General features: G+C 57.5%; 13 protein-coding genes. 8 read left to right on the forward strand and 5 right to left on the reverse strand.

The annotated features are described in order from the left end of the window. Positions 1–92: 92 nt before the first annotated feature. The 3 genes from AWT76_RS06225 (at position 93) to AWT76_RS06240 (ending at position 1706) form a co-directional block, all read left to right on the forward strand. Positions 93–368, forward strand: coding sequence for a type II toxin-antitoxin system RelE/ParE family toxin (locus AWT76_RS06225; RefSeq protein WP_072245581.1), 276 nt, complete (start codon positions 93–95; stop codon positions 366–368). Positions 369–377: 9 nt separating this feature from the next. Continuing rightward, complete coding sequence (locus AWT76_RS06230) at positions 378–677, forward strand: HigA family addiction module antitoxin (RefSeq protein ID WP_072245582.1); 300 nt, start codon at positions 378–380, stop codon at positions 675–677. Positions 678–968: 291 nt separating this feature from the next. Next, complete coding sequence (locus tag AWT76_RS06240; protein WP_141655895.1) at positions 969–1706, forward strand: hypothetical protein; 738 nt, start codon at positions 969–971, stop codon at positions 1704–1706. A gap of 163 nt (positions 1707–1869) precedes the next feature. Here the strand turns inward: AWT76_RS06240 and AWT76_RS06245 are convergent, their stop codons facing one another. From AWT76_RS06245 to AWT76_RS06270, 5 genes are all read right to left on the reverse strand, one after another. Continuing rightward, positions 1870–3819: an ankyrin repeat domain-containing protein gene (locus tag AWT76_RS06245; protein ID WP_176699350.1), complete on the reverse strand. Its 1950-nt coding sequence runs from the start codon at positions 3817–3819 to the stop codon at positions 1870–1872. A gap of 664 nt (positions 3820–4483) precedes the next feature. Then, positions 4484–4867: a hypothetical protein gene (locus tag AWT76_RS16910; protein WP_176699351.1), complete on the reverse strand. Its 384-nt coding sequence runs from the start codon at positions 4865–4867 to the stop codon at positions 4484–4486. Between the two features lie 114 nt (positions 4868–4981). Continuing rightward, positions 4982–8161, reverse strand: a complete 3180-nt coding sequence (locus tag AWT76_RS06255) for a DUF3427 domain-containing protein (RefSeq protein WP_141655897.1) — start codon at positions 8159–8161, stop codon at positions 4982–4984. After that, positions 8158–8748, reverse strand: coding sequence for a class I SAM-dependent methyltransferase (locus AWT76_RS06265; protein WP_176699352.1), 591 nt, complete (start codon positions 8746–8748; stop codon positions 8158–8160). Before AWT76_RS06265 ends, AWT76_RS06255 begins: the two co-directional genes overlap by 4 nt. A gap of 211 nt (positions 8749–8959) precedes the next feature. Beyond that, the gene (locus AWT76_RS06270) at positions 8960–9445 is read right to left on the reverse strand and encodes a very short patch repair endonuclease (RefSeq protein WP_342667161.1); all 486 of its coding nucleotides are present in this window, start codon (positions 9443–9445) and stop codon (positions 8960–8962) included. 240 nt (positions 9446–9685) lie between these two features. On the opposite strand from AWT76_RS06270, the gene AWT76_RS06275 reads away from it, so the two are divergent. The 5 genes from AWT76_RS06275 to AWT76_RS06295 are packed head-to-tail and all read left to right on the forward strand — an operon-like array spanning position 9686 to position 14736. Further along, the gene (locus AWT76_RS06275) at positions 9686–9910 is read left to right on the forward strand and encodes a hypothetical protein (RefSeq protein ID WP_072247530.1); all 225 of its coding nucleotides are present in this window, start codon (positions 9686–9688) and stop codon (positions 9908–9910) included. A 46-nt stretch (positions 9911–9956) separates the two neighbouring features. After that, complete coding sequence (locus AWT76_RS06280; protein WP_072245590.1) at positions 9957–11738, forward strand: hypothetical protein; 1782 nt, start codon at positions 9957–9959, stop codon at positions 11736–11738. Further along, positions 11735–12646 (forward strand): hypothetical protein, encoded by a 912-nt coding sequence (locus AWT76_RS06285; RefSeq protein WP_072245591.1) that lies wholly within the window; start codon positions 11735–11737, stop codon positions 12644–12646. The genes AWT76_RS06280 and AWT76_RS06285 overlap by 4 nt, the downstream gene beginning before the upstream one ends. Beyond that, on the forward strand, positions 12646–13452 hold the full coding sequence (locus AWT76_RS06290) for a DUF6339 family protein (protein WP_072245592.1): 807 nt from the start codon (positions 12646–12648) through the stop codon (positions 13450–13452). Before AWT76_RS06285 ends, AWT76_RS06290 begins: the two co-directional genes overlap by 1 nt. Positions 13453–13479: 27 nt before the next feature. After that, positions 13480–14736: a DNA cytosine methyltransferase gene (locus tag AWT76_RS06295; RefSeq protein ID WP_072245593.1), complete on the forward strand. Its 1257-nt coding sequence runs from the start codon at positions 13480–13482 to the stop codon at positions 14734–14736. Positions 14737–14739 lie beyond the last annotated feature (3 nt).

The raw sequence follows: 14739 nt of genomic DNA on the forward strand, positions 1-14739 counted from the left end.
CGCTTTTCGGTGGGTACGGAAGTGCGTTCACGCCTGCAATCTCACTGTAAGCGATCTATTGACATATGTAAGCAGATAGACTACATAAAGAAATGATAAAGACGTTCACGAACAAGCAACTGAAGGCCCTCTGGGAAACGGGGAAGTCCAAGATCGACGCGCGGTTTCACAAGCGTATCCTGCGGCGGCTCGATGCCCTGGATGCCGCCACCGCGCCCGAGGACATGAACCTTCCCGGTTTCGACTTTCACGCGCTGCGAGGTCACAACCCCACGCGCTATACGGTCCATGTGAACGGGCCATGGTGCATCACGTTCGAGTTCAGAGATGGCGACGCCTATGTGCTGGATTTCGAGCAATACCACTAGGAGGCGAGCATGAGCCGCAACCCCGACCGCTGCCCGACGCATCCGGGCGAATTGCTCCGAGAGGACGTGATCCCCGAGACGGGCAAATCCAAGACAGAGATCGCGCGGCTGCTGGGCATCTCGCGCCAGCATCTGCATGATGTCGTGGCGGAGCGCAAACCGGTCAGCCCAGAGGTCGCCGTGCGCCTGGCAAAGCTGTTCGGGAACGAACCGCTGTTCTGGATCAGGATGCAGGGTGCCTATGACGCTTGGCATGCCTCTCGGGAAGTGGATGTGTCCGGCGTGCCCACGCTTTTTGCTGCGGAATAGCTCGAGCAAGGAAACTGGATTTGTGTTTTGTCTTTGGCGCGACCGGCCCTATCCTGACGTTCATCCCAGATGCCTTTGCTGCGGCGCAGCCTCACCAGACCGGCCATTCGTTCATGGCGCAGCATTTTCAGGCGGTTGAAGTTGTTAGCGCTCGCCAAGCCGCCGATAGAGCCTCCGTGGCTTGCCTGCGCTTTTCCGTCAAAAAATATGCTGGCCGCATCGGGCATGAAGCGAATAGAGGTTATACAGTTGTGGTAGACACATCCCCTAACCAGACTTGGGCTATGATATTTGAGCCAGATTAACTTCAATCCTGAGCAGGAACATCTACTGGTGGGCTTTGTCGGACGAGACAAAGTCAAGGGCTGCATTAGCGGTATCGTCTCGAAGCGCGAAAGACTGCGAGAACTCAGTTACGCTGGACGCGAGGTTTCTACCCGAGAAAACCTCGAAGTAGAGTTTAGTGGACTGCTTCGCGAAATCGACGACCTTGTCGGCAACTTGCAAAGCGCCATGAGGCAAGAAGATCTTGATTTGCGGACATGGCAAAAGAACTTCGCAATTGTTTATGATGATCGCTGGTCATTGGGAGCAGAAGAAATTCGCGGGCCGCTCATACCCTTCCTGCGGGGAAACCTTGAGCCAATTCTACGTGTCGTCGTGGCTCCCGATCTACCCGAAAACGTTGTCGCCCTCTTCCTGACCATCCCTAGCCTCAAGGAACTTCTTAAGAGGGAAAACCACGGACACTGGGGATATCACTATCACTACCTTGACGCACACGGGCGCCGGTCAGACACGCTTTTGACCTTCGAGCGACAGCTCAAAACGCTATCTGACGGCAAGAAGGTTAAGGTCGTCACTTGGGAAAGGCATAGTGAGTCGAGTCACTTCGCAGCGCGCGCTGCGAGCTGGGGTGCCAACAAAAGAGAAAGCGTCTACGAGGCGTGTGTTGGCGATAGCGCCAAACGAAACCTGAACGACTTCAAGAAGCCAACTAAAGATGCCCAAGCGCTTTGGCCCGTCTGACATTGACAAGATCATGCAATGGCCAGAGACGGCCCTTTGCGGACATCAGCGATTGTCGCGGCTGAAGTCGGTTTTAAGCTCGAAGTACAGCCCGCTGCAGTTCGCGGGAAATGTTTCTTAAACTGCCCCTATAAGGTCCTGTCAGCAAACGAGATGCTTACGGCTATTCTCCCAGCGCATCCAACGCCAACGCTGCAATCCTTTGAAAACCTATCCGTCCGGCAATCTTATACCCCTGAATGGCATAATCCTTGCGCTTTGCTTTGAAGTTCTCTGCAGATTCCTGCGCCAGTTCGTATGCTCTTTTTAACTCATCTCTGCCAATTTCATACGCCGTGCATTTCAGTCTCATCTCGAAGATCGTGGTCCGCCCAAATTCTGCGGCAAAAAGGGCAGGTGTCTTTCCGGTGTAAGTCTGAAGCGTCGGATTCGCGCCCGCGGCAAGAAGAATTTCAAAACATCGATCGGCTCCAACTTTGGCTGCTGAATGCAATGCAGTACGGCCAAGCGCATCCTGAGCATTGATTCCGTCACGCATGCGATCATGCACGAGGCGATCAACGAGTGCCTTTACCATGTCGACATCGTTTCGATCGGCGGCCAACATCAGCACAGTCTGTTTTAGGTAGTCACGCGCCTCCAGAACGTCCCTGGGCAACAAGCTGGCCAGCTTTAAATGCGTTGCGGCCATCAAATTGGCAAGTTCGTAGGGTTCTTTGGGAATCCCGGGATATGTCGGCATTTGCCTCATCCGCGGCGCGATGTCCGCCACCATCTTTGATGATATAGTAAAGAACGTGTCGCCACGCACATCTCGCAACTTGTGCTTCAACTTGCGGCGAAACTGCTTGATGAACCCGCGTACCTCATCCTCTGAAGCGACCGACCAAAGCAAACCTGCGTACGCGCGAATGATCTCGGAATTTTCTTGCAGCGGCGCTTCGATTTCCACCCCTTCATACGGGCGAACAATGTTGTCCCAGAACCAAGCCGCGTGATCAGCGGCAGCCAACCGCATCGAATAATCGATCGGGCCTTCGCCGAGTTTCCAGCGAGCTGCATCTCGAGGCTGGACTGATTTGCAAAGAATTCGAAAACTTCGTTCTGCACTGGCACGCTTGAATGCGTCCTGAGCAACAGCCAGTGAGAAGTTGAGCTTTGCGATATCCAGCTTCAGTGGCCCGATGGACCGCGTCAAACAGAGTTCGAGAGCCTTTTCGGCATGCTGACACGCTTCGTAAAAGTTGCCCGACGACAGTGCGTCGAGGGCGCATAAGTAGGTGAGATCTGCTTCGAACTCGTCAATGCGGGGCAATTTTCGAAGCTTTTCCAGACCAGAGGCGACATAGAACTGACGCGCGGGATCATCGCCACCCCACGTCACGAGCACGTTTTCAATGGTTGCTTGAACTGCTTCTCGCTCTCCAAGTCGTTCCTGGTTGGGCATCCACATTTTGGGTGACCTGGCCTGCAAGTTTTCAAATAGGTCAGGCAAAACGTTGTCATCCGGCATAGACATCAACATTAGTGATAAAAACTGACCAATGGTTTCGGGTGCAGGCAAGTCACCGTTTTCGTTGGCTGCAATGGCCGAGAAAACGCTGGACTTTGCCCACCTAGGGAAGGCGGCAGAGAATTTCGTTCTCTCTCGTTCTACCGAAGTGTCGTGGCTGGCCAAAGTGGCCTCGTGGCTCCACCTAAAGAGCTCGATCAATTGCAAAGCCTTGTTGCGTATCGGATCAGTGTCGTTCGGTGAGCAACCTGGCGTCAAGTAACCAACGAGATCCTTGTAGGCTTGCTCAATCGCGCGTGCCCAAAGCAACAACGAGCGAAGCTGCGTTGTAGAAAGATGAGCTTCGTCTGAACTCTTGTGTGAAAACTGATAATCGTCACTGAACCACTCCATGATCTTGGAAAGCGCTGGCGTTGTTCGGCCAGACTTCCAGTTGTCGAGCGTACGTCGTCTTTCGTCGTCGTATTCCCCCCAAAGCCGATCTAATGGGCCGTCAAATTTCTCTAACCACCATGAGAGCACTTTCTCGACTGGCAAAATCAAACGATCTGGGTTCGCAGGATCTTGATGCGGCAAAAACCAAAGGTCGTCTTCGGGCATCTGAGGCAAAAGCGCCTCATCCTGGCACCAAAACCCCCAGGTTCTACCAAGCGCAGGCATAACGTCGAACGCTAGAAGCACGCAAAGCGTCTGCTGCGGAGTTGCCGAGTATGTCCGCGTGTGGAGTTCGAGCGCATCCAGGGAATTCCCAAGCCTTAGGAGCTGTTCGACTACATCTCCCCAAAGAGTTGACGCTTGGTCCTGTCTCAACGACTGCCTAAGCAGGTCAATTAACTCAATCGTTCGGTCAGCCCCTCTCTCCAAACGCATCTCCGAGAGTGCGTAGCGGCGGCGTTCTGAGTGTTGCCATTCGGGCGCGCAAAACAATGATACAGCGTAGAGGAGTGCTGAGTGTGAAGTCGGAAGTTGAGCAATCCGCTGAGTGTCGGACACGGTCACACCTTGGCCTGTTGGCGATGTATCCTGGATAGTTCAGCCTTCACGTTCCGAAACGCCCGTCGATCACTCGGCGTTCGGGAGAATACCAACAATCCACCACCGGCCAAGAAAAGCTTGGCATGCTTCTTTCCCGAGACAAACCGCGCCCCTGACTTCACTTCCTCTGCAATCACCTGATTCAACTCTTTATCTTTTGAATAATACACTTTGCACCTCGATAACGGGATGGCGGTGCAACCACCATCCCAATCATTTCTTTCAATTGTTATCGTGACCGAGCCTTTTGCAGCAGCCTTTGGGGATACTGCGCACGGCTGGCTACAGGCTGCTTATTTCCCCTTAGGCGGGTTGTTTCCCCGGCCAGAACCAGATTTATTTCCGGTTGTTGACGGGCCGTTCGTAGGGCGTGGGCTTGCCATTTTCTTGTCCTTTCGTTGATCCATTTTCCGCCTAGCAACTGAATGTTGCCAGGCATGAGAAAGAGATAATCGAAGCCGCCCCCATCCGTGAGGAAATCGGGAATACAGTCACAAAACTGATTGTGGAGCATTGAAAATTTCTTTGCCCAATCAGCCTTTACGGGTCCGTAACGTTGCAGCTCTGGCGTGATTGGGTAAAGCAAGCTGTCGCCCAGTTTTCCGGTCGGCATAGTTCTGCGCAACCCACCTATGCCAACAGCGCAGCGTGAACCAACGTTCCCATAGCGGTCATTAGTTAGTGCCATAGCGAACGGCAGCTTCCCGCCCGTAGTGACTGCCCGCCATCATTCTGTCACTCCATACAGTTCCCGCAATTGTTGCGGCACTGGCTCAACAATATCCCACTGCACCGTTATCGGCGCATCCCCCTCCCAGCCCACGAATTGCACCGGTCCAGCATAGCGGAACGGGGCTGCGCGCCCATCGCGCAGTTTCGATTTTCGAAGGAACAGGTGAACCGTCCAGCCAGGTTCTGCGCCCGAGATGATGCGACCGCGCATGTCGTCGCGGCGTGTGCTGGTCTGGGTTTGCCAGACAAAGCGCGTGGGACTCGCGAATTGGTCGGCGTAGTGGCTGCCGACTGACATGCTACCTTTGTCCATCGTTACCAGAAGGATCATCGCCCGCACGCCCTTTAGGACCACGATACCGGCGTTCCAAGACCCCGTGTTGAACACTGCCCCGAAATGCGGCGCGATCTGGTCGCGCTGGTATTCGTGCCAGAGGGTAAGACCCTTGGCTGGGGCTATTGGAGCGGGGGCAGCACCTTCGGCGGCTTCCGCCAGACCGGTGCCCTCGGGCATGTCATAGGTCACATCCCGCGCCTGGAGATATCGCAGGAGCCGCCAGTCCACGAGTTCCGAGGCGAGCGCGGTGAGGGCCGCGGTCTCGCCCTCGGCAAACGTGGTCTCGAACGTGCCCGGCCCCAACTGGAACCAGTCCGTCTCGGCCAGGATCTTGAGCGGTTGCTGCATCAGAAGCGTGCGCAGACGGGGCGCATCGTCAGGGTCGACGCTCAGGTCCATCTTTATCTGCGGGTTGCGCCGGGCGAGACGGGCAACGCGCTCCACCAGATCGGTCAGCGCGATCCGGCCTGGGAAGGCTCCTGCTTCGATCATCGCGCGCAAGACCAGCATCTTGTAGCTGCGGGTCATGCGCGTCGTCTCGATCTCGTCCAGAAGCGCGCGATGCGCAGTCCAGGCGCTGCGCTGCGCCTCCGAAAGATCACCCATGTCGGCCACGAACCCCAGCCAGCCCGCATGCCCCGTGCGGCCGGGGTTGAAGCCCGCGTGCTGCACCTCCGACGCGGTGGGCCTTGTGCCGTGGCGCTCGCGGAAATCGCGGTAGAAGGCGGCCAGTTCCTCGCCGTCGCGCGGCTGGCGGATCAGGGACCGCAGTATGTCGAGCGCCTGCAGGTCATAGGTCACCTCGCAGCCCACAGGGAACTGGATCAGCTTGTCGGTCAGCTGCTCCAGCGCCAACCGCAGCGCGCCGTCACCTGCGCCCAGCTTGAGAAGCGTGCGGAACTTGGTCAGGAAAATCCGGTGGTTGCCGATATAGTCGATGACGGCCAGATGCGTTTTTTCTGCCGAGCGGCGCAATCCACGGCCCAGTTGCTGCAGCCAGATCACCGGGCTCTCGGTCGGGCGCAGCATCAGCACGGTGTCGATCGACGGCACATCGACACCTTCGTTGAACATGTCGACGGCGAAGACGATGTCGAGGTCGCCATCCTCTAGCGCCTTCAGCGCGCTGGCCCGAGGGGCGGAGGTGTCGCCCGAATGGACCGCGACGGCGCGCAGGCCGCGCGCTTGCGCGAAATCGGCCATGAAATCGGCATGGCGGCGGGACACGCAGAAGCCGATGGTCTTTTTACCGCCGCGCTTGGCAAGCTGCTCGAGCGCGTTTTCGGCGCGGGCCTGGGTTGCGACGGCTTCGGTCAGCGCGGCCTCGTCGAACCGCCCGCTGCGCCAGGGGATCTGGGAATACTCGACCGGATCGGGCACGCCGAAATAGTGGAAGGGGGCCAGCAGCCCCCGGTCGATCCCGGACCAGAGATCGCATTCGTAGACGAGGTTTTCTTCGCAAAGGCCCAGCAGATCACCACCATCGCTGCGGTCGGGCGTGGCGGTCAGACCCAGCAGGAAGCCGGGCTGGAAATGGTCGATGATCCGCCGATAGGTGGCGGCGGCGGCGTGGTGGAATTCGTCGACGACGATGTAATCAAAGGCCCGCGGATCGAACCGGGTCAGATGCGCATTTCGCGCGAGAGTCTGGACAGAGGCGAAGACGATGTCAGCCTCGGCGTCCTTTTCCTCACCTGAGTAGCGCCCAAGCCGGGCGCGAGGCCGGACAGCGCGGAAGGCGGCCATGGCTTGGGTCAGGATTTCCTCGCGATGCGCGACGAACAGGATGCGGGCCGCATCCGCGCTGTCGAAAGCCGCGAGGAATGTCTTGCCAAGGCCCGTGGCCAAAACCACCAGCCCAGCACCATAACCCTTCGCCCGGGTCGCGCGCAGGGCTGCCAGCGCCTCGGCCTGAACCTCGTGCGGGGTGGGGGCGGTTTCCGGGGCTTCTATCGGTGCGCCGCTGGCCGTGGGCAGGGGTGCGATGCGACGTGCCTCGTAAGCGTCGATCCAGGCGGGCGTCAGCTCTGTGACCTCGGGCCGGGCGAGCAGCGCCTCGAAGGCCTCGCGGGCGGCCAGAAGCGGGGCAGGATCGACCGGATCGACATGACGCAGGTTCCATTCGATGCCGTCTGTCAGCGCCGACCGGGACAAGTTCGACGACCCGACGATCAGCGCCCCGCCGTCGCCCGCAAATGTGAACATCCAGGCCTTGGGGTGAAACGGGATCTGTGCGGCCTGGAACACATGCAGCCTGCGCGCGCCCTCAAGGTCGGAAATCAGCCGCAGCGCCGCCGGTTCCGTCACGCCCAGATAGTCGCCGGTCAAGAGCCGCAGCTCGCCGCCACGGTCCAGCAGATCGCGCAGATGCGGCAGGACCAGCCGCACGCCGGAGGTCATCAGGAAGGATACCGACAGATCGACGGCGCGCGCCCGGTCGATCAGGGGGCGCAGATGGGCGTGCAGCGCATCTTCACCGCCCGAGATCAGCGGGCGATCATGGGGCATGCCCGGCAAGGGACCGGGTGCCGCCAATGGCGGATCAAGGCGCAGGTGGACATGGCCGCCAGTCTCGACCAGCGTCACCAGCGCGTTCGTCCCCTCGGTCTCGAGGAGGGCTTGCGCGGGTCCGATCCTAGCGGCAAGGGCCGCTTGCTCTCCGGCGGAAAGCTCCCCCCAGCGGGCCACATGACGGCGGGGCGTGAGAGCAAGGCCTGCGCCGTGGCGGATCAGGATAACATGGGCGTCACATTCTACGATGGCGCTGGCGGCGGCATCGCATACAGAGCAGGCAGGGTTGCTTGACCCCTCAGCAGGAACACTCGATCCGCCGGTCACGTCTTATTCACCACTGCATTTACCCACACCTCCGACGTCCGATCCGGGCGACAATCGCGGCTTTCCCAGAGGTCAGGTTCGTTGAACGCGCCGCATCCGTCCAGGATTGCTGACAGACTTTCAGGCGTCATGTCGGTAAACCGGCGTCCGTCCTTCACCCGCTCGCCGGTGCCGCGCTTGAAGGACAGGTAAAGTGCGCCGCCCGGCACCAGATGGGCGGCAAGTCGGTCGATGGCCTTGGGCAGGTCGACCTCGGACACATGCAGCAGGGACGCACAGGCCCATATGCCCTCAAACGGATGCTCCCAGACGAATTCCTCGAACCGCCTCAACCGGGTCGGCACAGCCGCATGCGCCTGCGTGGCAGCAACCATGACCGGCGAGGCATCGAAGGCCGAGACGTCAAAGCCCAAGATCCGGTAAGTCAGCGCATCACGGCCTGACCCCGATCCTGCATCTAGGATGCGTGCCGGCCCGTCTGGTAGTGATGGGACTGCCGCCAGAAACCGACCCTGCGCGTCCGACATGTCGACATCGCGCGTAGCTGCGATGAAGGTGATGGCGTGGTGGTTGTAGTAGTCGGTCAATATGGTGCTCCATGTTATCTGGTCTCGCATCTTCGACAGAAATCAGGGATTTGACCAGGTGTGCTGCGGAGGTTGTCAACGCTGGCAGATGAAGGGGCGGGTGCAATGCGATTAAGGCGCGCAAATCCTGAGCGCTTCACATGCACAGTTCTATTTGCTCCACTCGCTAGTTTTGGCCGTGAATAGTGTTCGTAAAGGAGACAGCCGAAGACTATCGTCGGCCCGCTACCGGATCATGTGCTTTGGCCGACTGCAATTCCTGGTCGTCACCGCGCAAGAAAGTCGCGATGCGCGGAAGGAGCCGATCAGGTGAGTCGCCTAGAACCTCGCACTCCCAAACCACCCCTACGCGCCAACCGAGCGCCCGCAAGTCAGCGATGTTCCGGGCATCGCGCGTGACGTTGCGCGTGAACTTCTCTGCCCAGAATTCAACATTGCTGGAAGGTGTCGTCGCTCGGCGGCAGCCCGAGTGCCGGTGCCAGAAGCACCCATGCACGAACAGGATTGCACCGAGCCGGGGAAAAACCAAGTCAGGGGTCCCAGGCAGCCCACGCCGGTTCAGCCGGTACCGGAAGCCCATCGCATGAAGCGCTTTACGTAGCGCCACTTCGGCTTTCGTGTCCTTGTTGCGAACACGGGACATGATCCGTGATCTGACTTGGTTTGTCACTGTGTCTGCCATACTTTCCTCTGCCATACTTTTCCGTATAAGGCCAACGTTTGAAGCGACGCGAGATCCAGATCGGTGCTCCTCAATACCATTTTTTGTGCTGAAATGTGGACAGTATTCAGTTATTTTGCCGCATCAGAGAAGTAGATATTACTACATTCGCAACAATATTCGTCGAATACTGTTGCGATTTTTGTCTTGGTCGGCTACCTGTCAACCGTCCTGCCGCGCCAGATTGCCCGGCAGTCGTTCCAAGGAGAGCCGATTATGGATGAACCCAAGCACGACAAGTTTCGGCAATTGGCCGAAAGCCGAACCAACAAAGCTATCGAAGCGATCGCGCGCATCGGCAACCTCTCAAACCGGTCGCTGTATGAATGGGACGAAGGTGAGGTTCGCAAGGTCCTCAAGGCGCTGCGAGACTCCGTCAATGAAGTGGAGCAGCGCTTCACTACCCCCCGGAGCAGAGTCGGCGGAAGCTTCAAGCTCTGATTGCTAAATGAATTTAAGAACAAAGCAGTAGGAAGGGTACCGGCGCGTGCAGGAATCAAATTGGCATTATGAAGACGAGCCGGTCAACGGAGGAGCGGGCGGCGAAGTTTTCAAATCGATTTTCAACGGAAGCGGACTTGACGCCGCGGGGCGACTGGCGCGCGAGGCGCTGCAAAACAGCGTCGATGCAGCACGTCCGGGTGAAACCGCGCAGGTCTCTTTGCAGATAAAGGTCTATGAGGAGGCCGATCTTGATCGCTTCTGGAACGCTGCAGGGTTGAGTGCACTTGCCAAACGCGTTGGCGTACTCGGCCTCCACCAGGCGAACGCCTTGGCCGAGAGGCCCGAAAAGCTTCGTGTTCTGCAGGTCGTCGATTCCGGAACGACAGGCTTGTCCGGAGACCCCACATCGCCCAGTTCGAAGATGCGAAAGCTGCTGATGGAGATCGGCGGCAGCCAGAAGATCGCCGAGGGCGGCGCCTCGGGCGGTTCATATGGTTTCGGCAAGGCCGTCTACAGCGCTTCGTCGCGTATCGCTGTCGTTTTCGTTTATTCCCGGACGCTGGACCCTCAGGGCGAGCCTCTGTCCCTATTGATGGGTTGCTCATACCATCAGGCGCATGAGTTTAACGGCAAACGAACCAGCGGACGCGGCTTCTATGGCCAACCGGTCGAGCTCGCTCATGCGATCCGCTACGATGCTTTCACCGGGCTTGAAGCGGATCGTCTAGCTGACGAACTGGATCTGGTCCGCGATGCGGACGACATGGGCACAACGATCGCGATCGTAGACTGCCCGCTATCTATGGAAAACATCAGGCGTGGTGTGGAGCGATCTTGGTGGCCAAAGATCCGCCGTGACAATTTCCGTGTGACACTCGTCGATGAAACTGGTCAGCGGTTACATGCCAGGCCACTTATGGACCCAGAGTTGCGCCCGTTTATCGACGCATTGGACGTAGCCCTAGGAAAGTCGCCAGAACAAACCGGAAAATCTCGAAGAAAGGTATTTAATAGGATTGAAGAGAGATCAATCGGTCAACTCGGTTTATTTGTGATGACCTCCCCGGAAGAGGTTGACGAGCAGTCTGATCGGGAAGACCTGCGCGATAGGATCGCCTTGGTACGTTCTCCCGGAATGGTCGTGCAGTACTACGGCAAGCGGCAAGTCAGTAACCCGCCCGTTGTTGGTGTTTTCTTGGCCGATGACGGGATCGACGATATCCTGCGCCGATCGGAGCCGCCCGAACATGATCGGTGGGATGTCAATGCGGACCGGTTGGACCCGGCCAAGAACGAGCGAGAGATCGTGCAGGCGATCCATAGCAGGATCTGGCATGAATTGCGGATGTTCCAGAAGACTGCCCGCCCTCCGGAAAAGTCGAGTGGCAATAAATTCCTGCAGCTTGAGCGCGAGTTGGCGAAATTGTTCGGTCCCACCGGCAAGCGCGAACCTATAGGTGGAGGTAAAGGCGAAACACCGGTCTCGTTGCGGCCGGATGTCAGCATCGTCCAAGCATCCGGAGGATTGAAAATGGTCGGCAAGGTCCTTCTGCAATTGAAGGAGGACCACGAAGGTGACTTGCCGGTCGCCTTGTCCTTCCGGCTCAGTTCGGTCGACGAGGGCGGTCATCACATTGATCCGGTCGCCGTCACCGCGACATTCGATGGTGCAGCGGCAAGCCTTACGGGCGACGGGGAATGGAGCCTTTCGCTTTCGCCGGGCGAGAAGGTCGAACTTACGGTTGAAAGTGCAGTCTACGAATCCGACTGGACCGTGGAGTTCGTTCCGAAGGTCACGCCCCTCGACAGGGAGGTGCAGCCATGAACGCGTGGGTAAGATCGCAGCCCCGCACTCTGAGGCCCTATTTCGGCGCAGAAGCAGCCGAAACACTTTTGGACGAAATGGAGCTTGTACTCAAGGTTGGAGATACGCCGGTACCAACCCGACGATTGATCATTGATGAGATGCAGATGGCCGAGATATCGCCAAGACTGTATCCCAAGCTCTCGGAAAGCCGTCTGGATGTTGTTTTCGGCGCGCGCCGATCAGCTTTCGATTTGGTGATTACGCTTCGGACACCACAGATGCTCCGAAGAGAGCTGGTCGAGCGTTACCCACTTGGCGATGAAGCGCCCGAGACTATCGAGATCCCAGAGCGATTGCTAGGCGACGCCAAACTCACGGGCCTGTTCGAACTGGGCGTATCTATTTGCCTTCGTGATGAGCTGGATCTTGGCGCTGGCTGGCCTGAGCAAATCGGCAGCTGGGTCTCGCGGGGTACGTTTACGATTGGCCTTGATCGCCGTCAGGCTGCCTTCAGAATAGAAATCCTGACGGAGACGATGATCAAGGAACGCGCTCTACCTGCCGGGACGATGGTTTGGGTGGATGTCGACGATTTGAATGTCGTCTACGAGGAGGGAAGCGCATGTGCGACCGCCTATATAAGCGAGAAGCTTCATGGGAAGTTCACAAGCGGCAAGACTCACCCGGCTGTGACGGCACTGCTGTATGCCGAAATCGTGTGCGCCGTTCTCTCGTCGCCCGACAACGGCATTGCTGAAGCAACTGAAATCGTTTCTGGAAGCCCATTGGAGAACATCGCCAAGAACCTGAGTTCAAGCAGGGCGTTGTCGTTGCGAGAACTCAAAAAATTGATCGACGACCCCACAAGGTTACGTGCGACCGTTCATGATAGCCGTGGCCTTGTCAGGGATTTGGAGAAAGTCTGATGCCATACCCCATTGTACGCGAAGACGCCGCGAAATCCTGGTTCAAGAAGTGGCAGGACGCATGTGGAGAAGCTGGGGCCCGCGTCGCGCCTATTGAGCTACCTAAGCTCGAGTTCAGACCGCTTGGTGATGATTTCGATTGGGACAACGAAATTGCCTCTGTTGTTCATCGACTGCAAACCTTGTTAACGGATGAAGGAGAAAAGGCTTTTGAGGCCAAAGGTACGGTGCTCGTGCACGAGGCACTTCCGGATCATGAAGCGCTACGCGATCCGGAATTCTGGTACTGGATTGCCTGTTCAGTCGGCCGCGAATTGATCGAGGCGCGATATCCGTTCAAGAGTAATGATCAGGATAACCCTGATCCGGATAACGAGGCTCAGCAGGAGGCTAGAAACTATCTACCCGGCAGAAATAACTTCGTGGGGCAGAACGCAAAAGAGGTGCTGTTCTTCAGACTTTGGATCAGGGCCGAAATGGGAAGATTGGTCGAGGTTTCCGAAACGGTTGCAGAGAGTTACGAGTATGCGCGAGCCGGTTCAGTCGAGTTTTGGCGGAGCCATCTTCTAAGAGTCCTGTATGCACAGCATCGTCCTTTGTTGCGTGCTTTTCTCGATTTTCAGTTTCCAGTGCCTGATCGGAACAAACCCAAGCTGACCATTCCAGAGATCCGGCAGCTGGCAAAAGACCTTGCCAAGGCTTGTGCCAACGTGTCCGTTGAGGTACTCGATCAAGACCAAAGTAAAGCCTTCGTCGAGCGGGTGTGGGCAAGAACGTCGGCTAGAAAGGCTTGGGTCAAAGGCTGACCTAGAAGTCGTCGCGAAAGTGGTGGAATGAATGTGAACGTGGCACCTGACTGCCGCACTTCCGGAGCCGACGAGGCTCGTTCGGAGTGGTGGCAAGGATTCTTAAAGGGCTCCCATCGTTGGGACGATCCTTCAAAGGTGCCATTGCAAGTCGTTGACTTATTTTGTGGTTCTGGTGGCTTTGGGTTAGGCGCCGCACTAGCGGCTTCTTGCTTCGGACGGCGGGCAGTATTCCAGGCTATCGCAGATGCGGATGCTCCTGCGATGGATGTATATGCTCGCTCGCTGCCCGTGCGGGCGAAGATCTCGGACTCACTCGCGACCATCGTCGACTACTCGGTTGATCGTGTGGATGCAGACCCCGTTTTCGACTATCCTCCGGAGCTCTTGCACAACGCTCTAGCTGCGGAAGTCGGAACGACCGACCTCCTTATTGCCGGCCCCCCATGCCAGGGCCACTCGAACCTCAACAATCATACGCGGCGGGATGATCCTCGGAATGATCTTTTCGTGGCAACCGCCGCAATTGCAGTCGCGTTGGGCGCTCAGGTTGTAGTCATTGAGAATGTGCCGGGAGTTCTTCGCTCGCATAGTGATGTAGTGGATTTGGCACGGCGTCTTCTCCGTTCCGAGGGTTATGCGGTCGCTGATAGAGTCGTCAGAATGGATGAACTGGGGGGCTGGCAAACGCGAGCCCGTTACTTCATGGTTGCCGTTCTCGATGGCGATCAAGAAATCCTTGAGCGAACTTTGAACGGTAGTTCTGGGAAGAAAACAGACTTACTGATGGATAGGCAGCCGCCGAAAGATGTCCTATGGGCTATCGGAGACCTTGCAGACAAAGTTGGAAACAGTGTTTTCGAAGCCCCTCCTGTCCAGGGGGCCGAGAATGCCCGACGTATAGATTATTTGTTTGATGAAGAGCTATACGATCTGCCGAATAGTGAGCGCCCAGACTGCCATAAAGACGGAACCACCTATACCTCGGTCTACGGACGGATGCACCCGGTCAAACCTGCGCCTACGATCACTACGGGAATTGGGACGCCTGGTCAGGGCCGTTTCATTCATCCGACCAGGCGTCGTCTTATCACGCCGCACGAAGCTGCCCGCATTCAGTGCTTTCCGGATGGCTATGGGTTCACCGACAATGGGGAAGGTCCGCCAAGGAAAGCTCTCGCGAAGTGGATAGGTGATGCCGTTCCGCCATATCTTGGAATGTCGGTTGTTTGCGCAGCCCTTTCGGTATTGTCCGAGAAAGCTCCGTGCTTTCCATGGGAGTGAGAT

Origin of the sequence: Roseibaca calidilacus, from assembly GCF_001517585.1 — a bacterium.
Classification (GTDB): domain Bacteria; phylum Pseudomonadota; class Alphaproteobacteria; order Rhodobacterales; family Rhodobacteraceae; genus Roseinatronobacter; species Roseinatronobacter calidilacus.